Source organism: Enterobacter sp. 22466 (genome assembly GCF_052044775.1).
In the GTDB taxonomy this organism is placed as follows: Bacteria; Pseudomonadota; Gammaproteobacteria; order Enterobacterales; family Enterobacteriaceae; genus Enterobacter; species Enterobacter dissolvens.
On sequence record NZ_JBQENX010000001.1, the window covers coordinates 991,751 to 1,014,232 of the forward strand.

The window sequence follows — 22,482 nt, forward strand, 5'->3', positions numbered from 1 at the left end:
GAAATGACCTGTACATTCTTTTTTTCTTCCTGTCATTAGACCAGTTTGTAATTAATTGAAATTTATCAATAAATCTGACATTCACCTGCCGGACGGAGCTGCCTATGTCAAATGTAAGCGGGATCGGTGATGCTTATCACTGGAGTGTTTTCAAAATCGCCGAGGCCTTCGGGATTCACCGTGACACCGTGAAAAAGCGGCTTCTCGCCGCCAATATCCCGGTGGCCGCAACTGTCAGGGGCAACCCCGTTTATGCCCTGCAGCATGTTGGGCCAGCCCTGTTTGGCGCGAAGCATGAAGCGGCAGACTCTGTTCATGATCCGTCGCAAATGGAGCCGAAAGAAAGGAAGGACTGGTACCAGTCGGAAAATGAAAGGATCAAGCTGGAAAAGGAGCAGCGAAAACTCATTCCCGTCGATGAAGTGGTCATCGTTTATTCGTCCATGAGAAAGGCTGTCGTCCAGGTACTGGAAACCATTCCGGATATCCTGGAGCGCGATTGTGCCCTGACCCCCCTAGCTGTCGGTGTTGTTCAGCAGTCCATCGATGATTTGCGGTATACCCTTCAGGAAAAGTCCTATGAAGCCTGTGCCGCTGAATTAATTCCGGACGAGGAAGGAGAGAGCCGCGAGGAGGAATAATGGGTTTTTCATCAGCCCGAAATTTTGGCAGGGACATATCGGCAGGATTTTCCCCACCACGTCGCATGCCGATTTCGGAGGCTGTTAAAAAATTCATGCGCGTTCCCAAGGGGGCCGGTAACTCAGTGCCATGGGATCCTGAACTGACGCCCTACATCATCGAACCCATGAACTGCCTTTCATCGCGGGAATACGATGCGGTGATTTTTGTTGGTCCTGCCCGAACCGGGAAAACAATCGGCCTTATCGATGGCTGGATTGTCTATACCATCGTCTGTGATCCCTCGGACATGCTCATTGTTCAGATGACCGAAGACAAGGCCCGTGAGCACTCGAAAAAGCGTCTCGACAGAACCTTCAGAAGCAGCGCGGCGGTAAAGAAAAGAATGAGCCCCCGTCGCAACGACAATAACGTCCATGATAAGACATTCAGGGATGGCTCATTCCTTAAAATTGGCTGGCCGTCAGTCAACATTATGTCGTCGTCGGATTACCGGTTTGTTGCCTTAACCGATTACGACCGCTTCCCGGAGAATATCGACAGTGAGGGTGATGGCTTCTCGCTGGCCTCCAAGCGTACCACCACCTTTATGTCCGCCGGGATGACGCTGGTGGAGAGCTCACCGGGCCGTGAGATCCGCGACAGTAAGTGGCGACGTAAGACGCCACATGAGGCACCACCGACCACCGGTATTCTTTCCCTGTACAACCGGGGAGACCGCCGTCGCTGGTACTGGCCGTGTCCGCACTGCGGAGACTATTTTCAGCCGGAAATGACCGCAATGACCGGCTATCGCGATAACCCGGATCCCCTGAAGGCCTGCGAGTCTGCTTTCCTGCAGTGTCCGCACTGTGATGGCATGATCACCGCCGACAAAAAGCGTGAGCTGAATGGTCTTGGGGTCTGGCTGCGGGAAGGAGAGCAGATTGGCCGGGATGGTGTGCGGTCCGGTGAGCCACGCCGTTCGCGCATAGCGTCGTTCTGGATGGAGGGACCCGCCGCTGCGTACCAGACCTGGGCACAGCTGGTGTACAAGCTGCTGACCGCTGAGCAGGAGTATGAGGCGACCGGCAGCGAAGAAACCCTCAAGGCGGTGATCAACACCGACTGGGGGTTGCCGTACCTGCCGCGCTCGGCCAGTGAACAGCGACGCGCCGATGCGCTGATGCTGCGTGCTGAGGATTACGGTAAACGCCTGGTTCCGCCCAAAGTACGTTTCCTGCTGGCGGCCGTTGACGTCCAGGGCGGCAAAAAGCGCCGTTTCGTCGTGCAGATTATCGGTTATGGCGAAAACGGAGAACGCTGGCTGGTGGATCGCTACAACATCCGCCAGTCGCTGCGCTGTAATGAGCATGGTGAAGCGGAGCCGATCCACCCCGGCGCGTATCCGGAGGACTGGCAGCTGCTGGTTTCCGATGTGCTGGGAAAAACGTATGCGCTTCAGTCTGACCCGACGCGCCGTATGCCGGTGCTGGCAATGGCCGTCGACAGCGGCGGTGAAGAGGGCGTAACCGACAACGCCTATAAATTCTGGAGACAGTGCCGCCGTGACGGCCTGGGTAAACGCGTTTACCTGGTCAAGGGCGACAGCACAAAACGCCAGAAAATCATCACCAAAACCCACCCGAACAATACCGAACGCACCGACCGTCGCGCCGACGCGCGCGGCGAGGTGCCGGTGTATCTGCTGCAGACCGACCTGCTCAAGGATCAACTCAGCAACAATCTGGACCGTGAGACCCCCGGTGCGGGCTATATCCATTTTCCCGACTGGCTGGGTGAGTGGTTCTACGACGAACTGACCTACGAAGAGCGCGGCGTGGACGGTAAATGGCGCAAGCCCGGCAAGGGTGCCAACGAAGCCTTTGACCTGTTCTGCTATGCCCATGCCGTGGCGGTTCTGCGCGGCTACGAAAAAATTCGTGACTGGGAAAAACCCCCTGCATGGGCTGAGCCGCAGGATCTCAACCCAAATATTCATGAAGGGGAGCGCCCCAGGGAGATAACTGTGGAAAAAACAAAAACTGTTCAGTCGCCGGTCCAGGCTGAACCTGAAAAGGGCGCCGGACTGTCCGGCAGCTGGCTGGGTGTTTCTGCTAAAGGAGGGTGGCTGTGACGAGAAATGAAGTCTGGAATATGGTGCTGCTGGTGCGCCAGGCCTATCAGGATTCGCTGGACGGTAAAAGCGTCTCCTTTACCGGCGTGAACGGTCGCGCCATCACGAACCATGATCCCATCGCGCTGCGTAAAGAGCTCGAATACTGGGAAGCCCGCTGGAGTTCTCTTTGTCGGCGCGGTGGTTCATTCAAGCTCGTTAACTTTCTGTAAGGTCAGCCATGGGAATTTTTGACAGAGCACTGGGCGCCATAGCCCCCGGGTGGGCGGTGGGGCGCGCGCGAAATAAAATGCTGTTGCAGGCGTATGAAGCTGCTCACCCGTCGCGTCTGCATAAAGCCAAGCGGGAAGGTAGGTCTGCAGATACTGCCGTTTTTGCCGCCGGGGTCTCCCTGCGTGAGCAGGCACGGGCTCTGGATGAAGATCACGACATTGTGATTGGCATGCTGGACAAACTGGAAGAGCGGGTAATCGGCGCGCAGGGCATACAGGTAGAGCCGCAGCCGCTTGACGTCAACGGTAAGTTACATGAAGGCGTCGCGGCACAAATTTCTGCACTCTGGTCGGAATGGTCGGTGCGCCCGGAGGTCACGGGCATGTTCACACGTCCTGAGGCCGAGCGTCTGGCGCTCCGCTCAGCCCTGCGCGACGGGGAAATCTTTACCCAGCTGGTACGCGGGCCGGTTGCCGGGCTGAAGCATGCCACCAACGTGCCATTTTCACTCGAGCTGCTGGAGGCGGACTTTGTGCCGATGAGCCTCAGCAGCAATGCCGGCCAGCAGGTTCGCCAGGGCGTCATCCTCGATGCCTGGGGCAAACCCGCAGGATACCGCGTCTATAAATACCACCCGGCGAACATGACGCGTTTCAGCGCGGAGCTGAAAACCGTCTCCGCCGACAGCATGCTACATCTGGCGATGCGTCGCCGGTTGCATCAGGTCCGTGGCATCAGCCTGCTGCACGGGGTGATTAAGCGTCTGAGTGATATCAAAGACTATGAAGAGAGTGAGCGCGTGGCTGCCCGTATTGCCGCCGCGTTCGGCTTTTATATCAAGCGCGGTGATGCGGCGACTTTTTCAGATGATGACTGGAAGCCCGGCGAGCAGAAATACCGCCAGTTTGATATCGCGCCGGGGATGATTATTGACGATCTGGCACCGGGTGAAGACCTGGGCATGGTGGAGTCAAACCGCCCGAACGTTCACCTTCACGAATTCCGTAACGGCCAGTTGCGTGCGGCGGCGGCGGGCAGTCGCGTCACCTATTCCAGTATTGCCAGGGACTATAACGGAACCTACAGCGCACAGCGCCAGGAGCTGGTGGAAGGGCAGGAAGGGTACAACGTCCTGCAGCAATGGTTTGTCGGTCAGCATGCCCGCCCCGTCTACCGTGCCTGGCTGGCGATGGCCCTGCTCACAATGGATCTTCCCCCGGATGTTGATCGCACCACGCTGTTCAACGCCACCTATCTCGGGCCGGTGATGCCCTGGATTGATCCCATTAAAGAGGCTAGCGCCTGGAAAGCCATTCTGCGCGGCGGTGCCGGCACGGAGGCTGAATGGATCCGCGCCCGCGGCCAGTCACCGCAGGAAGTGAAAAAGCAGCGCCTGCGCGAAACCGAGTTTAACCGTAAAAACGGGCTGGTGTTTGATTCCGACGCCGCCAATGACAAAGGAGCGATGCCAGATGCAACGGCAAAACCAGACGATAAACGGCGTGAGCCGGACGATGATGATTAACCCCCGCGCCAGCCTGGCGGGTGTCGATGCGGCAAACGGTCAGTGCTGGTACGAAATCCGCGCGCTGGCTGCCGGACGGGTCGAAATCTTCCTTTATGACGTGATCGGCGGCTGGGGCATCACTGCCCAGCAGTTCGTCGCCGACTGTAAAGAGGCGGGGGTGTTTGAGGCCAGCGCGGTGGATTTGCATATCCACAGCCCCGGCGGCGATGTCATGCAGGGTTTTGCCATCTACAACACCCTGTCGCGGCTGAAAGCTAAGGTGGATATCTGGGTGGACGGCGTGGCAGCCAGCATGGCCTCGATGATTGTCTGCCTGCCCGGCGCCACGGTGCATATGCCGGAGAACGCCTGGATCATGGTCCACAAACCGTGGGGCGGCATCGCCGGGGATTCTGACGACATGCGCGACTATGCCGCCTGGCTTGACCGGAATGAAGCCCTGATGCTCAGTGCCTACATGAACAAAACCGGACTGGGGCAGGAGGAGCTGGAAGCGATGCTGAAAGCGGAGACCTGGCTTAACGGTGCCGAGGCGGTGGAAAAAGGTTTCGCCGATACGCTTGAACCTGAACTGCAGGCCGCGGCCTGTGTGAATGAAAATAAACTGAAGGATTACCAGAACATGCCAGAACAGATTAAATCCCTTTTTGCGCCGCGCGCCGAAGCTCCGGTGAATCAGCCACAGCAACCTGCTCCGGTACAGCAGCCTGCGCCGGTACAGGCAAACCTTACCCCGCCAGCGACACAGCAGCCCGCGCCGCAGATGACAAACATCGATGTCGCGGCTCTGGCCCAGCAGCTGCAGCAGCAGATGCAGGCATCAAACGCCGAGCGCGTGAGCACGGTATCTGCCGTTTTTGAGGCGTTCCCGGCCTTCGCCACGCTGAAGGCGGAGTGCCTCGCCGATTTCACCTGCAGCGCCGAAAACGCCCGCGACAAACTGCTGCAGGCGCTGGCGGCGGGTACCACCCCGAGCGCCGGTCCGGGGGCCATTCACCTCCACGCCGGCAACGGTAATCTGGTCGGTGACTCCATCCGTGCGGCTATCATGACCCGTGCGGGTTATGCGCAGGCCGAGAAGGATAACGCCTACAACGGTTATACCCTGCGTGAGCTGGCGCGTGCCTCCCTGGTGGATCGTGGAATTGGCATTTCCGGTCACGCGGCGCCGCTGGCGATGGTCGGCCTGGCGTTCACCCACAGCAGCAGCGATTTCGGCAATATCCTGATGGATGTGGCGCATAAAGCCGCGCTGATGGGCTGGGATGAGGCCAGCGAAACCTTTGACCAGTGGACCCGCAAGGGCACGCTGACCGATTTCAAAACCGCGCACCGCGTCGGCCTGGAAGCCTTCCCGACCCTGCGCAAGGTACGCGCCGGGGCGGAATATAAGTATGTCACCCTGAAAGATCGCGGTGAGCCGATTGCCCTGGCGACTTACGGCGAACTGTTCAGCCTTGACCGTCAGACCATCATCAACGATGACATGGACATGCTGACGCGTCTCCCGATGGCGATGGGCGGCGCGGCACGTGCCACCATCGGCGATCTGGTGTGGGCGGTGCTGACCAGCAACCCGAAAATGGCCGACGGAAAACCACTTTTCCACGCCGACCACGGAAACCTGGTGGCAGCGGACCTGAGCATCGAAGGGCTTGATGCCGGACGCCAGGCGATGCTGCTGCAGAAATCCGGCGACCGTCGCCTCAATATCCGTCCGGCCTTTATGCTGACGCCGGTGGCGATTGAGTCCCGTGCGAACCAGCTGATCAAATCGGCCAGCGTGCCAGGTGCGGATGCCAACAGCGGCATTTCCAACCCGATCCAGAATTTTGCCACTGTCCTTTCAGAGGCGCGACTGGATGACAGCAGCCCGACGGATTATTACCTGGCGGCGGCGAAGGGGCGCGACACCATTGAAGTGGCCTATCTCGACGGCATCGATACGCCGTATCTGGAGCAGCAGCAGGGCTTCACCGTTGACGGTGCCGCCTTCAAGGTGCGCATCGATGCCGGGGTGGCCGCGCTTGACCACCGTGGCATGGTGAAAGTCACCAAAAAATAACGACCGTCATCTGACGGTTTTTTTATACCCGGGGTGGTGCTGACCGCCCCTTTTCTTTGCGGAGAATAACGATGGCGACAAATTATTATCAGGACGGCACCACGATGGACTGGAGCAACAGCACGGGTAAGGATGTGAAATCCGGCGAACCGGTGGCGGTCGGGCAGTTTATGGGCGTGGCGCACGCGGATATCCCGGACGGCGGTCAGGGCGTCCTGCACACCACCGGGGTGTTTGTACTGCCCAAGGTGGAGGCCGAACCCTGGCCGCGTGGCACAAAACTGTATCTGAATGACGCCGGGTTGCTGACAGCCGTGAAACCTGCCGACGACGAACTGGTGGTGGCGGGCACGGCGTGGATCACCAACAACCCGGGCGAAACCGAAACCCGTGTGCGTCTGGGGTTCTGATGAACCGCTTTCGTCAACGCCTGTTAAACGCGGATGCCCGGATTTCCCGGGCATTTGCCGAAGAGGTGCCAGCCGTCCTGTCTATCGGCAGCGAGCTGCGTCCTGTTACCGTGATTTTCGAGACGCCTGATGCCCCGGTTGACGTGCCCGGCGGGGGGCAAATTCAGGATCGCTCTCCGGCCTTCAGCGCGATGACCACCGATATCGCGGGGCTTGAGAAGCGCCACGGCGTGGAGATCAACGGTACGGCTTATCGTGTGACGCACGTCGGGGCTGATGAAGAAGGCCGCACCCGCGTCACGCTGGCGTATGGCGCACCGGGTAAGATGCAGCCGGACATCAATAAGTGGAGCTGATATGGCGCGTGAGTCCAGACTGCGGCGGGATTTGCCCGTCGATATCGATGTGGATGCCATCTGGCGGATAGCGGATCACATCGGTGCCACCCATAAACAGTTTCGGGCGGCGTACTCCCGCGCGCTGAAACGTACCGCCGCCACCCTGCGTAAAAAAGCGATGGCAGACCTGAAAGACGGGCTGGCGCCACGCAGCCTGGATCTGGTGCGCCGGCGTCTGCTTTCCTTTCGTCTTGATCGCGCTTCTCAGTCACAACTGGATAATTTTCGTCTCTGGTTTGGTCTCAATGCCATCAAGGTAAAAGATCTGAAAGGCCGGATTAACGGGCGGGTAAGGCCTCACCATACCCGGCGAGATAAATCCACCGGGCGGTATATAAAGGCGCGGCGCCAGGCAGAAAACGCCGGGTTCACCCCAAAGGGCAGCCTGCTTTCCCCGCGCACGTTTGAAAACGGGGAAGTGGCGCGCTCCCGCCGTGAAAACCGGCGGACGGTGGTTATCCGCGATCCGGATACCCGTCGTGCCCGCGAGGCGGAAGTCGATATTTATGAGCCGATGCTGAACTACATCGAGGATAACGCCTTTGCGGAGGCGATGGAGATTTTTATGCATCACTTTGAAACCGATCTGCGCGGGCGCGTGAAAGCCCGTATTTCTGTCTGAGGTAAACCATGGCTGAGCCATTACTGCTTGGGCAGTATCACGATGCTGTCACCGCCGCGCTGAAAAACATTGCGTGGGTGCGAGACGCCGATGCGTACCCGGAAAAAAATATCCCCCGCTTTACCGGACTGATCACCCCTGCAGTGTATTTCTCCATTAACGGCTGGGAGCAGGGCGGCGGCAACGAGGGGCAGCTTAACGTCACTCTGTCCTGCGATTTGTTCGTGGTGGTGGATGCGGCCGGCGCGGGCGTCAGCCGACCGGAGATTTTTCTGCGCACGGCGGGCGCAGATATCACCCAGTGGATTGACGGCCAGCAGTTCGGCCTGTCCCATCTGGAGCCAGCTGTGTTTATCGATGCCGCACGCGATGAGTTTGATCCGCGCATGGATGATTACCTGGTCTGGCGAATCTCTTTCACACAGTCAGCCGCCTTTGGTGCGGATCCGTTTGCACAGCTGAATGCCCCGCTGAAAGCGGCCTGGCTGGGCAAGGCGCCGGATATCGGTCGGGCACATGTGGATGACTATCAGCTGATTTACGAGGCAAAACCCGATGAGTGATATCGAGGGCGATTTACAGCGCCGCCTGGCAAATATTGTCCGGCGCGGGGTTATTCATTCCGTTAAGCATGACGACATACCGAAGTGCCGGGTGGATCTGGGCGACATCATCACTACCTGGCTGCCGCTCTGCCAGGGCTTTTCGGGTGCTAACCGGGCTGACTCGAATCCGTATGCGGTGGGGGATGCGGTTACGGTGCTGTCGGAGGCGGGTGAGCTGAATAATGGCCGGGTGTTTCCCGGCTGGAATACCGGCGGTCTGCCGGTACCGGAGGGTAGCGACAGTGAACATATCACCCGCTACGGCGACGGTACCGAGATCCGGTATGACCGGGAGGCGCATGCCCTGACCATCACGCTGGCAGAGGGCGGGACCTACAAAATTATCGGAAAAGGAACGCTCGATGGTCCGGTGGAAATCACTGATACCCTCACAGTTCAGGGTGTTACGCAAATCAATTCCAACACGAACGTGAAGGGAAACATCGGTGCAACCCAGGAGATTTCGGACGGTACCGGGACAATGAGCGGGATCCGCGAAACCTACAACGGCCATAACCATCAGGAAAATGGTGACGGCGGTGGTACCACAAATCCCCCCAATCAAAAAATGTGACCTGCTTGCGCAGGTTTTTTTATGCCTGGAGAAAAAATATGGCCCAGTTACATGGTGTGGAAACAATCGAGCTGACCTCGGGTACGGTGGCCGTCACAACCATCCAGACCGCGATTATTGGTCTGGTCGGGACGGCACCCGCAGCCTCAGCCGGCACGCAGGCAACTGCCAGCACGGGAACGCCCATTCTGGATGATGTTGTGACGTTTACGGCAGGTCTGGCCGGCAGGGCGGGCAACCTCATGAAGGTTGAGGCAGTGGCCGGTAAGCCAGATGAGGATATGCCGGAAGCGGTGGAAACCTCTGCGGTCTGGAATGCGCCGTCGCAGACCCTGACCATCACCCTTGGCTGTGACGCGAGCGGCGAACTGACCGCAACGCCTGCGGAGGTGGTCGCTGCCGTGGGCGCAGCGGCCGATGTGAAAGTGACTGCAAAAGGAAGCGGCAAGGGTATCGTGTCCCCCTTCAGTCAGCAGCTGACCGGGGGGGAGGATGAGCCTTTTCCGCTGAACACGCCCGTTGCGATTGCCGGTACCACGATGCTTTCCCGTCTCGGTGATAAAGGGACGCTGAAACCGGCGCTCACTGAAATCAATGACCAGCGAAATGCCCTGACAGTGGTGGTGCGTGTGGCAGAAGAAACCGATGAAGCGAAACAGCGTGCGGCGGTGCTGGCTGGTATTAGCACGCTGTCGTCGGCGAAATCCGTGACGACGTACCAGCCGCGAATCGTGATTGCGCCGGGGTTCAGTGAGGATGATGCGGTGGGCAAGGCGCTGGAAACCGTTGCCGGCAAGCTGCGGGCGGTGGCATATGTTGACTGTGCGTCCGGTGCCACGCTGCAGGAGGTGGTGCAGCGTCGTCAGTCTTACGGTACCCGCACCGAGCTGCTGCGCCCGCGTGTTCAGGTCAGCAACGCCGACGGCCAGCTGGTCTGGCGTCCGTATTCTGCCTTTGCGGCGGGGCTGCGTGCCCGTATCGACGTTGAGAAGGGCTGGTGGTGGAGTAAATCCAACCAGGACATCAACAACATCCTCGGCGTGGAGCAGATCGACGAGTTCATTCTCGGTGATGAAAACTGTGATGCGAACCTGCTCAACATGCAGAACGTCTCTACCATCATTCGTCGTGCCGGGTTTAAGCACTGGGGGAATCGACTGTGTGGTACTGACCCACAGTGGCGCTTTGAATCGGTTCGCCGTACCGCCGACGTCATCGAGGACAGTATTCAGGAAACGATGCTGGAGTACGTTGACCGTCCTCTGGATCGGGAGAACGCCGACGACATTATCGGCACGATCAACGCCTATATGCGCCAGCTGGTCGGGCTCGGCGCCATTTTCGGTGGTCGCGCCTGGCTGGATGAGGAGCTTAATACCGCTGAGAGCATGGCGGCGGGCGTGCTGTACATCAACTATGACTTTGGACCGAAATCGCCGACTGAGCTTATCAGCCTGCGCGTCCGGGTGAATAACAACTATGCGCTTGAGGAGATGCTGGCAGCATGAGCGAGAAAAACACACTACGCGTATGGACCTTCTTCCGGCAGGGGATCCGTATTCAGGGCGCGCATGAATTTACGCCGCCGACACTGTCCATTGTCAAAACCGATCTGCGCACCGGCGCGCAGGATGCTCCCTCTCCCGTGGATGACGGCATGGAGGCACTGACCTGCCAGCTGAAATTCTACGGCGTGGATACGGATATGCTGACTGCCTTCGGTTTTGTCAGCGGCAGCCGCCCGCGCTTTACAGCCTATCAGGGCTATCTGGCGAACGGTACCGCGCTGGGCACCATCGAGGAAATTGAAGGTTTTGTGCAGACCGTCACCCCGGATGCGCGGGGCAAGGACAGTCTTTCGGAAAACGCCATCACGGTGGATATCGCCGTGAGCTATTACCGTCAGACCAAAGACGGCCGGGAACTCTTTGCCATCGATACCGAGCGCTTCGCGCGCCGGGTGAATGGCGTGGATGTGCTGTCCGGCCTGGCGGCTAAAGTCCGCCTCTGAGTCTTTCTTCCTTTATATAACTCTGTAACGGCCTGCGGGCCGTTTTCTTATGGAGATAAACATGTCTTTTCCTGGTGAAACCCGCGTTATCAAACTGTATTCCCCTGTCACGCTTGAAAATGGCAGTGCGCTCAACCAGGTGACGCTGCGGGAGCCGCTGGTGCGTGACCGCATCGCTTTTTCCAAAGACCGCGGCAGTGAAGAAGAAAAAGAAGCGCGCATGATTGCGCTGCTGTGCAACCTCAGTGAGCAGGATATCTGGCAACTGACGGCGGCGGATTATGCTCAGCTGCTGGACGCGTTTAACGTTTTTATGCTCCCGCCCGGGAAGCGACCGAAAGAGGACTGATCCGGGCGATGCGTTTTCTGGGGCGGCGCCTGCATTTTCCCATGACGGAATACCTGGATATGCCGTTCAGCGTGTTTTCTGATTTTCTCACCGACGAAGTGGAGGCGGTAAACCGTGGCCGGATTAAGCCAGAACCTTAAGGCCGTCATTACCTTTGGCGGCAGTATCGACAGCTCCTGGAATCGTTCAGCGAACAGTCTGCAAAAGAGCCTGAAGGACGTCGGGAAGCAGTCAGAAAAGCTGACGAAAGACCAGACTAAGCTGGCGGCAGAGATTAAGCGCGCAAAGCTGGCAGGACAGAGCCTGGGCGACCTTAAACGGCGTTACAGCGACGTATCCCGTGAAATCCGCAAAACGGAGGCCGAGCAGCAGAAGCTGAATCAGCAGATGCAGAAGGCGCAGCGACTGGCAGCATTTAAGGGGGCAGGGAAGGGGCTGTTTCGCCGTGGGCTCGGTATGGCCGGACAGCTGGGCGGGATGGTGGCGCCCGGGCTGGCGATTGGCGGTGGTGGTGTGGTGGCTTCTGCCCTGGGCACCCTGATTGCTCCGGCGGCCACCAACGAAGAAACGGCCCGACGCGCTGGCGTGGCGAAAAGCTATGGCGTCGATATCCCGACGTTTGATGCCTGGGACACCCTCGCGAAACAGTACGACATGAACGGGGAGAACATCGGCGATCTGTTTGAGGAGTATCTGCATAAGTCGGGTGAGTACAAACAGAACGGCAAGCAGGGCTCGCTGCAGGATGCGTTTGAAACGCTGGGGTTTAAGGCGGGTGATTTTGCCGGGCTCAGCGATATGGCGCAGTTTGAAAAAATTGTCGAGCGTGCGCTCAGCCTGCAGGATGAGTCGAAAGCTTCGTTTGCGCTGGATTCGCTGTTTGGTGGTGAGGCCAGCAAGTTGCTGATGCTGCTGAAGCAGTCCGGCAAAAGCTATCGCGACCTGATGGACGAGCAGCGGCGCTATAACCTCGTCACGAAAGAAGGCGCTGAAGGGGCGATGGAGGGCAACCGCGCCATCACCAGTCTGCGCACTGTCTTCTCCTCTGCGGTGGCGGAAATCTCCGGTCAGCTGGGTAACGAGCTGGCTCCGGATATCCGTCGTCTGACGGACGATATGGCAGAGTGGTTTAAAGGCGGCGGGATCAAGCGCATTGTCAATTTTCTGCGTAATGACCTTTATCCCGGCGTGCTGACGTTCGGGCAGGGCATATTTTTCGTCGGGAAAGTGGCGTACGCGCTGGCGAAAAAACTCTCCTGGCTGTTGCCGGATGAGCGAAGCGATCAGCGGGATGTGCTCAAGTCGCTGGCGATGACCGGATCGGTTGATATTGCGCGCATGACGGCGCAGCGCACCGGTCAGGGAGAGTGGTTCGAACAGCAGCTGCAGGAAAAGCCGGGCCTGCAGGACGATGTGAAAAAATCCTGGCGGGATACGCGGGGCTTTTTCCGCGATGACGAGGACGCTTTCAACAATACGCTCGATAAATATGTGACACCGGAAAGCAGCGGCGCGCCGTTCTCCTGGGACTCAGTGCTCAGCCAGAACCAGGGGGCGTCTTCGCAGCGCGGGCGTGAAACATCCGGGCAGTCTGTCAGCGCCTGGAATAATTACCGACTCCCTTCTGTCCCCGCATTTGAAAAAAGCCTCAGCTGGCCCGTAGCGGAGAAACTGACAGGATCCTCAGACAAGCCTTTAACGGTTAACCCGATGGTGAATGTTGATGTTTATCCTTCACCTGAATATGGCGGGATGCGAAACGCCATCCCGAATACTGTTCCGCCGGCAGGCCAGTCTGGCGAAGAGGGCGGAAGTTACTGGGAAACGTTACTGCAGAAGCTGGATTCAGCGGACAAAGCGCCGCCTCCCCGGCAACTGACCGACAACCGTCGTTTCGACTTTCATTATGAAATTCACGGCGCACCGGGGCAGGACGAACGGGCGATCGGGGATGAGGTTGTCGCGGTAACTAAAACCAATCCGGTATTTAACGGTGACAGCAGCATGCTGGACGGAGGGCAAATCTGGTGAGTGAAATTATTCCGGTCTTTGAAGACTTCGGGCAGTCCCGGTCCAGCGCTGTTCGTGGTGCACAGGCTGCCCGGGTGATGATGATGCTGGGCGATTTTGCCTTTTCCATCGACACCACGGCTTACAACCAGCTGACCCGCGAGGCCAGCTGGCGATGGAGCGAGCAGGAGCGTATCGGCAAACAGGACCTGCTGCAGTATACCGGCAAGCCCGGGCGAACCGTCCGGCTTGAGGGGGAGTCGCATGCCTTCTTCCGTAAGGGGGTGGATGCCGTTAACGATCTCTACGATCTCGCAGACCAGAACAAGCCACAGCAGCTGGTCAGCGGCGAAGGGGATGTGCTGGGCTGGTGGGTGGTGATCGACTTCTCCGACACGACCAGTCGATTCCTGCCTGGCGGCGGCCACCGTAATAAAAACTGGACGATGACGCTGAAACATTATGCAGACGATATATCAAACCCGTGACGGTGACGTGCTGGATGCTGTCTGCGCGGCGCATTACGGCACGGAAAACCTTTCTTATATTGTGACGCAGGTACTCGAAGCGAATCCGGGGCTGGCCGATGTCGGTGCTGTTTATCCGTCAGGCCTGTTTATCACCCTGCCGGATCTGGCTCCGCCGGTTGAGGATTCTACGTTCAGTCTGTGGGATTAAAATGACCGAACAGAGTGTTAAACCTGAATATGCGCCCGCTTTCAGCGTCAGCGCGGAGGGACAGGATATCACCCGCGCGCTGCAGCAAAGCCTGGCAGAGCTGACGCTGACCGATTACGGCGGCGCCACGGCAAAAGCGGATGAGCTGAAAATCACGCTGTTGTCGGAAACGCTCCCTTTGCCGACAAAAGGCGCACGTCTACGCGTGGCGCTGGGTTTCAACGACCAGTTGGTGGATAAGGGCTGGTTCGTGGTATCCGGCGTCGGCAGCAGCGGTCCGCCACGGCGCGTGGAAATTTATGCCACGGCTGCGCCCATGAACGCGCAGAAACAGCCCGGTGATGTGCTGAGCCAGAAGACCCGAAGCTGGGACAATCTGCGACTGGCAGATCTGGTTAAAACTGTGGCCACCGAAAACGGTCTGGTACCCAAAGTGGCCACGGAGCTTGCGAATATCCATATTGACCATGTTGATCAGGTGGCGGAGTCCGACGCCAACCTGCTGACTCGTCTTGCCCGAACGTGGAACGCCGTCAGCAAACCCTCCGGCGGGTACTGGCTTTTTCTACGGCAGGGCGCAACGGCTAAGGCTTCAGGTGAACAGACCGGGGAACTGGTTATCACTCCGGAGGAAGTCTCAAACTGGTCATACAGTGAGGGAGAGCGGGGGAGTTCGACGGGGAAAGCGACCGGCAGCAGCGGTAAGTCATCAGGAAAAATCGGGGTTCGCTATTACGATGAAGCGGACGGCAAGACCAAAACCACCACGGTTGACCATGACGGTCCCTCGATGGCGAATCCCTATACCCAGCCGGCAAAGGCCACTGCTGACCAGCAGGCCAAATCGAAAAAAACGCAGGCCCGGCGCAATGAGCAGAAAATGACGGTGACGGGGCCGTGCCGCCCGAAACATGTCCCGCTTACGGCAGAATCCGGCGTTTCCACGTCAGGTTTTGGCGAGCGGGAAGATCGTGCCTGGGTGGTGGAATCACTGGTCTATTCCCTGACGCCTGCCGGGTTCAGCTACACGTACAACCTGGTGGTTGATATTCGCAAGCCTGCGAAGTCCTCTAAAAAATCCGGCAGCACCGATAAAACCGGCCCGGATTATTTCGGTTAACTCTCCGCCTCCTGGCGATCCTCATACGGAAAAACATTATGAACGGTGTAAACAGCCGGACGGGTAAACGCCTGTCCGGTAGCGACCATTTGTGCCAGTCGGTCAGCGATATCCTCTCCACGCCGCTCGGCAGCCGCGTGCTGGTTCGTGATTATGGCAGTGACCTGTTTTCGCTGGTGGACAACCCCCGCGACGACCTGACCAGGCTGCGCATTATCGCCGCGACCGCCTCGGCGCTGTCGCGCTGGGAACCCCGGCTGAAGGTCACGCGCGTTGTCGTTTCTTTCCCTGCTGATGAAACGGGATGTGTGGTGGATATCGAAGGGATTAACAAAGAGAACAATCTTCCTGTCAGCACCGGAGGCATACCGATTTATGGCAAACAGCTATGACGTGATTAACATTTCGGCGCTGGCGGTACCGGATGCGATTGTGCTTCCGGACGCCGCCACGCTTTTTTCCCGCTGGCTGGCCCGCCTGCGGGAACTGGATCCAGAATTTGATGCCCTGCTGGAATCCGACCCCGCGTACAAGCAGGGAGAGGTCAGTGCCTATCAGCTGACGCTGGCCTTTCAGCGCGTCAACGATGCAGTGCGGGCCGTCTTCCTCGCCAGTGCCCGGGGGGCAGACCTTGATCAGCTGGGGGCCAATTTTAACGTCCCGCGTCTGGTGATCCATCCGGGGGATCCGGAGGCGGTTCCGCCCGTTGACCGGGTGATGGAAACGGACGACGCCTACCGGGAGCGCATCCAGCTTTCGTGGGCACAGCTGAACACCGCCGGCGCCCGGGATGCGTACCGCTACCACGCCCGGTCCGCCGACAGCGAGGTGCTGGACGCGGATGCGTATGGTCCGGAAACCCATAACCGCCCGGGCGAGGTGGATGTGTATGTGCTGGCGCGCACCGGCAACGGTGAGGCGGGGTTGATACTGCAGGAGGCGGTGATGAACAGACTGAGCGTGGATGACGTCCGCCCGCTCACGGATTTTGTCAGCGTAAAAAGCGCGACGATTAAGGACTACACCGTGACGGCCGAACTGGAGATCCCCGAGGGACCCGATGTGCAGACGGTTCTGGATAACGCCATCGACACGCTCAGAAGTTACACGCAGCTCGCGCACCGCATCAACGCCCTGGTGCCGGTGTCGGCCATTTACGCTGCGCTCCAGCAGCCCGGGGTGTCCCGCGTGCGCCTGATAAACCCGGCGGCAGATATCGAGGCTGCAGCCGGGCAGGCCCCCTGGTGCAGTGCGATTAATGTGACGCGTCCGGGAGGCAGCGATGGCGGATAAATTCCGGTCCCTGCTTCCCCCCTCGTCTTTCCCGTCAGAGCGGGCGCAGGAGCAGGCCACCACGGAGCAGATCCTCATCCTGGACGCAGACATGGTGCGGAAGATGAAAAATCCGGACACCTGTCCGGCGCACCTGCTGCCGTGGCTGGCCTGGGAGTTTGCGGTGGACTTCTGGGAAGACGCCTGGACCGAAGCGGAAAAACGGCAGGTGCTGCGGGATGCGGCCTATGTCCATCAGCACCGGGGGACTGCCGGCGCGGTGAGACGGTCGCTAAGCGCCGTCAGCCTGCCCACGACGGTGGTGGAGTGGTGGGAGGATGAGCCACGGCGGGCGCCGTACACCTTCCGGGTGGTGGTGTACAGCATCCAGGCCATTGATGAGGCGCTGTACCGGCGCATCCGTCGTCAGGTGGAGAAAGCCAAGAATCTGCGCAGCCAGCTCACCACTATTGATGTGATTGCCGATCTGGGCGCGAAAGGGACGTATTACACCGGCGGGGCAGTGACCGCCTGGGCAGATATTGATATAGCAGCAGGAGAATAAAGATGGCAGAAAAATATTACAGCATCCTGACCAACCGGGGAAAGGAACTCGAGGCGGAGTCGGCGGCGACAGGCAAGCCGGTGGTGATCACCGATTTTGTGGTCGGGGACGGTAACGGCGCGCCAGTTATTCCCGATCCGGTCCGTACGGCCCTGATGAATGAGGTGTACCGCAGCGCGGTATCTGCACTGCAGGTCTCGCCCGACCAGGCAAACCAGTTTATCGCGCAGCTGGTGCTGCCGGCAGACGTGGGGGGCTTTGTGGTGCGTGAGGTGGGGCTGCTGACGGAGGCCGGTGAGCTTTACTCCCTGGCGAACTGTGCGGCCATCGAAAAGCCGGAGAAGAGCGTCAGCATCCGGATGCAGTACCGTCTTGCGGTATCAGAGACAGCAGATATTGAGCTGAAGGTGGCTACCGGGGATGGCCTGTTCCTTCGCCAGGATGCAAATCTGGGTGATGTAAAGGATGCCGCTGAATCACGGGAAAATATTGGGCTGAAAGGGGCGGCCGTGCTGGATGTGGGGAAAACTGCCGGTACGGTTGCTGCTGGGGATGACACGCGCATCGTTAATGCACTGCAGAAAAATAACAACCTGTCCGACCTTACCGATAAGGCTAAAGCAAGAGAACACCTTGAATTAAAAACGGCCGCGCAAAAAGAAGTTGTCACCTCAATGACAGATACGACAGCGAACCGTGTTCCTGTAGTTGGCTGGATGGGGTTGGGAAGTGTAGCGCCGCGTACAGCGGTAGCTGCATCTGATAGCTATGACAATATCCCAACCGGATTACCTTCAGGCTTCTGGACGCATGCTGTTGGTGGTGGTCCGTACGCTCACACAGTTACATTACAACAGGACGGAGGGGGAAACAGGAACGACATACATCTGATTATTCCAACAGGCACCGGAAATAAAATTGCGATTCGCTGGGATGGTGGGCAAACAAAGAGTTACCAATATTTTTATACCGATAAGAATAAACCCACTGCCGGGGATGTAGGGGCGCTGCCAACTGGAGGCGGTCGGCTAACAGGGACTTTAGAAATTTATCACGCCGCTCCAATTATCCAGTTAACCGAAACTGACACCGGGAAAAAATATTTCATCGTAGTCGATGGCAGTGGTTTTCGTATTGACGAAGATTCTACCGCTGGAGATCATATTCTCTCCTACGCGAGCGGCAGCAAGCAGCTTACAACAGGTGGACAGTTTGTTCCCGGAGACTTTTCGAACTTTGACGCCCGCTACCTGTTAGCTGACAGTGCAACTCATGCCGGATTTGCAAGCGGAGATGCTACAAGGCCTTACATGCGTCACAAGGCCAGCAATGCTGTAGTGGAGCTGGCGAAAAAAGGCGACGCGTATACTAAAGCAGAATCTGATAATGGCTATATGGCAAAAACAGGCGCATATACCAAAACAGAGAGCGACGGACGTTTCCAGCCTAAAGGCAATTACGCAGCAGCTGGGGCGTCATATACCAAAGCTGAAAGTGATGCACGTTACTCACAAATTAATACAGCGTCAAAAACCGCAAACTCCATGTACAGCAAGGATGCATCGACTGGTGTTATCACTATTGCGATGAGTAACATTACTGTAGGGAATAACGCTTCAGTTGCGGTTACATTCCCAACAGCATTTCCGAATGCATGTGTGGCCACTGTGATTTCTTATGACGGTAATGGGCACGGAAATGATTCTGATTCAGCATATGCAGTGACAGCTTATTCAAAGACGGGTTGCACTATCCAAGCGTGGAATGCAAATGGTAAGTTCATGCTTATAGCTACGGGGTATTGAGATGACTATTTATTTTAGTGCAGCAGAAAACGGATTTTATGATGATGCGCTCAAGAATGATTATATGGCTGCTGGAACGTGGCCAACTGATGCAGCGGCAATATCAGACCGATGGTATCAGCATCTTCTCAATGGACAATCTCTCGGTAGGATTGTGACGGTTAATGAATATGGGCAGCCGGTTCTTGCTGACCCGGCCCTCCCGACTAAAGAGCAACTTATTTCCGAAGCTGAAGCTCAGAAAGCGGCGCTTATGAGTATCGCCAGCGACGCCATTGCACCATTGAAGGATGCGGTTGATTTGGGCATGGCAACAAAGGAAGAGGAGGCCTGCCTGTTGGCATGGCGAGAGTATCGCGTGCTGTTAATGCGGGTCGATACGTGGCATGCGCCCGATATCGAATGGCCTGTCGCGCCTGATTGATCGTTGCTAACGATCAATAACCGATAATTGATCTGTAGTATCTATTTGAATGGTGAGGATATTAAAAGAACACTTATCCCCTAACTTGATAAGGGGTGTATTAGTGGAACTTACAGAGCTTGAACGCGAGGTTTTGACCTGGTTTATTGGCGAGAACTGGCAGGAGTTCGCCACAAGGGCGGAAGAATTTTTAGGGGTAAATGGGCTACATCGACTAGCGGAGAAATTAAAACTCGACACAGAGGCAAGCTAACAAACATACCCCGATTTTAAATCGGGGTTACTTTTATCTGCTATTGACCATTTGCAATCAATTCCGGAATGATCCAAAATCATCTTAATTCGTGTCGAACCATAGTCCAAAACTGAGTGCAAAACAGTTCAGAAAATTTCGTGCGCTACAGTCTGTGTCATCAATGCGTAACTATTTATTTAGCTGGCTTTTGGCTTCATCAAGCTCAGCATGAGCCTCGTCAAGTTTCTGCTGTTTTTTACTAATTTTATCAGCACGACCATCAGCCTGAGCCTCGGACAGTTCCCGGCGGCGTTCCTCAACCTTTTGTTCTTTTTTAAGCACATCAGATTTACGTTCAGCGCGTAACCCTTCGTCTGTGCAGTTAGCAATGACTTCAGAAAGGGCTTTTTCCAGACCAGCGACGCGATGATTATTGCCGTGTGTGCGGGCGTAATCTATTTGCCGCTCAATATTCTGGCGCTTGGCTTCGCATCCGGTTGCCGCCTGAGGCGCAGCCAGCGTGGAAAAGGCAGGAGCCATTATCAGCATACCAGCAAGCAGAAATTTAGTGTGTTTCATCATATTCTCCTGAAAATTTTGGCTCATCCTTATGAGCAAAGACAATTTTACAGAAAACTCTTAACGAATCCTTAAATCCCTTAGAAAACAATAAACAATAAACAATAAACAATAAACAATAAACAATAAACAATAAACAATAAACAATAAACAATAAACAATAAACAATAAACAATAAACAATAAGAGTTAATGTTGACAAAGATGGATAGGTCGAACAAACAGAACGATGGCAATTATCTGTTATATGGCTGTTTATTTGTCCTTTGATGCTCAACCGGCGACTTGTTGGCCGAGCAATGGGCTCAGGCTGGTAGATAGATTGCGGGCGGCGTGGACAGGTAGCTGGTGGCGATCATATACGATGTGGCAGTGTGCACGCTTTATAGAAAATTCCCTAAGGAAATAAAAAAGCCCTCCGGGGGAGGAGGGCAAAACGCGCGTGAGGCACGCGCGTAATCACAATGTAAGGTGGTTCTGTCCAGATTAACGCAGCAGGGACAGGACGTTCTGCGGAACCTGGTTCGCCTGGGCCAGTACTGACACACCTGCCTGCTGCAGGATGTTGGCGCGGCTCATGGCGGACACTTCAACGGAGAAGTCAGCGTCCTGAATACGGGAGCGCGCTTCGGTGGTATTGATGATGTTGGTGTTCAGGTTGGCAATGATAGAGCTAAAGCGGTTCTGAACGGCACCGAGGTCGGCGCGGAAGTCGGCAATCTGAGTGATCGCGCCATCCAGCTTAGCCAGCAGGCCGTCGGCCGCAGCTGCACCAAACTCCTTCATAACAATGTCGGAATCGGCAGGACGAACATCATCAGCAACTGCTGCATTACCAGTAGCATCATCAAAAGTAATTTCTTTTAAAATCTTATTATGGCTAGCATCTTCGCCGTAAGCAAAGTAACGGTCGCTTGTGCCATCATTCATCATGATCATCTTCATGCCTGACGCTTTAGCGTCCTGACCAAATGCGGCAGTAGCGATTTCGTCGAGTTTGGCAGAGTCGAGGGTCACATCCCCGCCAGCGGTGTTTTTAACTGTAGCGCCTGCTGCAAGAGGAGTCGACGTGCCTGTGGTGAAATCGCTCGGACCATTGAGCAGCATGTCAGTATCTTCTTCATTCATTTCTTGAAGGTTGCCAAAAGTCACCGCACCGATTTTTGATGCACCAGCGCCATTATCAGCCCAGGTAACTGCATCAGTGTCGATTTTATACAGCTTGCCATCATCTTTGTTCAGGACGAAAGCCTCATCATCCTTAATATAAATCTCGGGATCGTTGGTCAGTGGTGCACCGCCATTTGCTATTGCAGTCTTGAGCGCCGTTATATCGGCAGCATCCACTTTCCATTTATCTGTAGCTGTGCCGCCAGGTGAGCCTGTCTCAATACCGGTATCTTCACCAGCAATCTTTTTCGCTGCTGCACCGTCATACTTGCTGCTGGCAATACCCGCACCATTCATGGTGATCCCGATATCGGCGAAATCATCCATAAATTTATCCAGACCCAGCGTTTCCATATCCAGCTTATTCAGGGTGATATCGATGGTATCTTCGTCTTTATCACCGATCTGAATAGTGATTTTTTCTTTAGAACCGTCGAATACTTTCACGCCGTTGAAGTTGGTGGTTTCCGCTACGCGCTGAATCTCTTCCAGACGGGTACCGATCTCTTTCTTGATGGAGTCGAGGTCGCTTGCAGAGTTAGTGCCGTTTTTCGCCTGTACGGTCAGCTCGCGGATACGCTGCATGTTTTCGGTCACTTCTTCCAGCGCGCCTTCGGTGGTCTGCGCCAGGGAGATACCGTCGTTGGCGTTACGCGCCGCCTGGGTCATACCGCGGATAGAGGAGGTGAAGCGGTTAGAGATTGCCAGACCGGCTGCATCGTCTTTTGCGCTGTTAATACGCATACCGGAAGAGAGGCGCTGGATAGCGGTGCCCAGTTGACTCTGAGATTTGTTCAGGTTGTTTTGAGCCATCAGACTCAGTGCGTTGGTATTAATGACCTGGGCCATATAATTCTCCTGATAAATATAAACGTTCGAATGTAGTTAACGAGTTTATGCGATTCATGTTGCGCATAACTTAGGAATCGGAGGGGGAGAGAAATTACTAAAATTTTTTTTGTGGATTATGGGGATGAATTTTCTATTTTAAGAAATGGCGTCAATATTGATACTATATTCTGCTTTTGGTGGCGGGGTTATGGGGCGGAAATCAGCTTTAATATCTACTTGGTAAAATGGAGGAAATAATGG

The 22,482-nt window shown here is 56.4% G+C and carries 24 protein-coding genes and 1 pseudogene; 23 read left to right on the forward strand and 2 right to left on the reverse strand.

The window, feature by feature from the left end; translation table 11 throughout:
• Positions 1–104 precede the first annotated feature (104 nt).
• The 22 genes from ACTJJI_RS04780 to ACTJJI_RS04885 all read left to right on the forward strand — a co-directional run bounded on the left by ACTJJI_RS04780 (position 105) and on the right by ACTJJI_RS04885 (position 19,407).
• A complete protein-coding gene (locus ACTJJI_RS04780) occupies positions 105–641 on the forward strand; it encodes a DUF1441 family protein (RefSeq protein ID WP_440653236.1) in 537 nt (178 codons plus the stop codon).
• Positions 641–2,758, forward strand: coding sequence for a phage terminase large subunit family protein (locus ACTJJI_RS04785; protein ID WP_440653238.1), 2,118 nt, complete (start codon positions 641–643; stop codon positions 2,756–2,758). The genes ACTJJI_RS04780 and ACTJJI_RS04785 overlap by 1 nt, the downstream gene beginning before the upstream one ends.
• The gene (locus ACTJJI_RS04790) at positions 2,755–2,970 is read left to right on the forward strand and encodes a hypothetical protein (protein ID WP_440653240.1); all 216 of its coding nucleotides are present in this window, start codon (positions 2,755–2,757) and stop codon (positions 2,968–2,970) included. Before ACTJJI_RS04785 ends, ACTJJI_RS04790 begins: the two co-directional genes overlap by 4 nt.
• Before the next feature lie 8 nt (positions 2,971–2,978).
• On the forward strand, positions 2,979–4,496 hold the full coding sequence (locus ACTJJI_RS04795) for a phage portal protein (protein ID WP_440653242.1): 1,518 nt from the start codon (positions 2,979–2,981) through the stop codon (positions 4,494–4,496).
• Positions 4,444–6,564: a ClpP-like prohead protease/major capsid protein fusion protein gene (locus tag ACTJJI_RS04800; protein WP_440653244.1), complete on the forward strand. Its 2,121-nt coding sequence runs from the start codon at positions 4,444–4,446 to the stop codon at positions 6,562–6,564. The genes ACTJJI_RS04795 and ACTJJI_RS04800 overlap by 53 nt, the downstream gene beginning before the upstream one ends.
• A gap of 71 nt (positions 6,565–6,635) precedes the next feature.
• Positions 6,636–6,974: a DUF2190 family protein gene (locus tag ACTJJI_RS04805; protein ID WP_440653246.1), complete on the forward strand. Its 339-nt coding sequence runs from the start codon at positions 6,636–6,638 to the stop codon at positions 6,972–6,974.
• A complete protein-coding gene (locus tag ACTJJI_RS04810; RefSeq protein WP_440653248.1) occupies positions 6,974–7,330 on the forward strand; it encodes a head-tail joining protein in 357 nt (118 codons plus the stop codon). Before ACTJJI_RS04805 ends, ACTJJI_RS04810 begins: the two co-directional genes overlap by 1 nt.
• Before the next feature lies 1 nt (position 7,331).
• Positions 7,332–7,994: a hypothetical protein gene (locus tag ACTJJI_RS04815; RefSeq protein ID WP_440653249.1), complete on the forward strand. Its 663-nt coding sequence runs from the start codon at positions 7,332–7,334 to the stop codon at positions 7,992–7,994.
• Between the two features lie 8 nt (positions 7,995–8,002).
• Positions 8,003–8,557 (forward strand): hypothetical protein, encoded by a 555-nt coding sequence (locus ACTJJI_RS04820; protein ID WP_440653250.1) that lies wholly within the window; start codon positions 8,003–8,005, stop codon positions 8,555–8,557.
• Positions 8,550–9,173 carry a phage baseplate assembly protein V gene (locus ACTJJI_RS04825; RefSeq protein WP_440653251.1) on the forward strand — a complete coding sequence of 208 codons (624 nt, stop codon included), beginning with the start codon at positions 8,550–8,552 and terminating at the stop codon, positions 9,171–9,173. Before ACTJJI_RS04820 ends, ACTJJI_RS04825 begins: the two co-directional genes overlap by 8 nt.
• 38 nt (positions 9,174–9,211) lie before the next feature.
• Entirely contained in the window at positions 9,212–10,681 is a 1,470-nt protein-coding gene (locus ACTJJI_RS04830; protein ID WP_440653253.1) for a phage tail sheath family protein, read from the forward strand.
• A complete protein-coding gene (locus ACTJJI_RS04835; RefSeq protein WP_440653255.1) occupies positions 10,678–11,184 on the forward strand; it encodes a phage major tail tube protein in 507 nt (168 codons plus the stop codon). Before ACTJJI_RS04830 ends, ACTJJI_RS04835 begins: the two co-directional genes overlap by 4 nt.
• A 61-nt stretch (positions 11,185–11,245) precedes the next feature.
• Positions 11,246–11,533 carry a phage tail assembly protein gene (locus ACTJJI_RS04840; RefSeq protein WP_063435352.1) on the forward strand — a complete coding sequence of 96 codons (288 nt, stop codon included), beginning with the start codon at positions 11,246–11,248 and terminating at the stop codon, positions 11,531–11,533.
• Positions 11,534–11,647: 114 nt separating this feature from the next.
• Positions 11,648–13,564, forward strand: coding sequence for a hypothetical protein (locus ACTJJI_RS04845; protein WP_440653258.1), 1,917 nt, complete (start codon positions 11,648–11,650; stop codon positions 13,562–13,564).
• A 5-nt stretch (positions 13,565–13,569) separates the two neighbouring features.
• Positions 13,570–14,031 carry a phage tail protein gene (locus ACTJJI_RS04850; protein WP_410374698.1) on the forward strand — a complete coding sequence of 154 codons (462 nt, stop codon included), beginning with the start codon at positions 13,570–13,572 and terminating at the stop codon, positions 14,029–14,031.
• A complete protein-coding gene (locus tag ACTJJI_RS04855; protein WP_440653260.1) occupies positions 14,006–14,221 on the forward strand; it encodes a tail protein X in 216 nt (71 codons plus the stop codon). The genes ACTJJI_RS04850 and ACTJJI_RS04855 overlap by 26 nt, the downstream gene beginning before the upstream one ends.
• A 1-nt stretch (position 14,222) precedes the next feature.
• On the forward strand, positions 14,223–15,341 hold the full coding sequence (locus tag ACTJJI_RS04860) for a contractile injection system protein, VgrG/Pvc8 family (RefSeq protein ID WP_440653262.1): 1,119 nt from the start codon (positions 14,223–14,225) through the stop codon (positions 15,339–15,341).
• 38 nt (positions 15,342–15,379) lie between these two features.
• Entirely contained in the window at positions 15,380–15,733 is a 354-nt protein-coding gene (locus tag ACTJJI_RS04865; protein WP_440653264.1) for a GPW/gp25 family protein, read from the forward strand.
• Positions 15,717–16,634, forward strand: coding sequence for a baseplate assembly protein (locus tag ACTJJI_RS04870; protein ID WP_440653266.1), 918 nt, complete (start codon positions 15,717–15,719; stop codon positions 16,632–16,634). The genes ACTJJI_RS04865 and ACTJJI_RS04870 overlap by 17 nt, the downstream gene beginning before the upstream one ends.
• Positions 16,624–17,178, forward strand: coding sequence for a phage tail protein I (locus tag ACTJJI_RS04875; protein WP_440653268.1), 555 nt, complete (start codon positions 16,624–16,626; stop codon positions 17,176–17,178). The genes ACTJJI_RS04870 and ACTJJI_RS04875 overlap by 11 nt, the downstream gene beginning before the upstream one ends.
• A gap of 2 nt (positions 17,179–17,180) precedes the next feature.
• Positions 17,181–18,983 carry a phage tail protein gene (locus ACTJJI_RS04880; RefSeq protein WP_440653270.1) on the forward strand — a complete coding sequence of 601 codons (1,803 nt, stop codon included), beginning with the start codon at positions 17,181–17,183 and terminating at the stop codon, positions 18,981–18,983.
• A gap of 1 nt (position 18,984) precedes the next feature.
• Positions 18,985–19,407, forward strand: coding sequence for a tail fiber assembly protein (locus tag ACTJJI_RS04885; protein ID WP_440653272.1), 423 nt, complete (start codon positions 18,985–18,987; stop codon positions 19,405–19,407).
• Positions 19,408–19,831: 424 nt separating this feature from the next.
• Here the strand turns inward: ACTJJI_RS04885 and ACTJJI_RS04890 are convergent, their stop codons facing one another.
• Positions 19,832–20,224, reverse strand: a complete 393-nt coding sequence (locus ACTJJI_RS04890; protein ID WP_440653274.1) for a DUF1090 domain-containing protein — start codon at positions 20,222–20,224, stop codon at positions 19,832–19,834.
• Between the two features lie 281 nt (positions 20,225–20,505).
• On the opposite strand from ACTJJI_RS04890, the pseudogene ACTJJI_RS04895 reads away from it, so the two are divergent.
• Positions 20,506–20,679: pseudogene (locus ACTJJI_RS04895) on the forward strand (helix-turn-helix domain-containing protein); the annotation flags it as partial.
• 27 nt (positions 20,680–20,706) lie between these two features.
• Here the strand turns inward: ACTJJI_RS04895 and ACTJJI_RS04900 are convergent.
• Positions 20,707–22,239, reverse strand: coding sequence for a flagellin N-terminal helical domain-containing protein (locus ACTJJI_RS04900; protein ID WP_440653276.1), 1,533 nt, complete (start codon positions 22,237–22,239; stop codon positions 20,707–20,709).
• Positions 22,240–22,482: the final 243 nt, after the last annotated feature.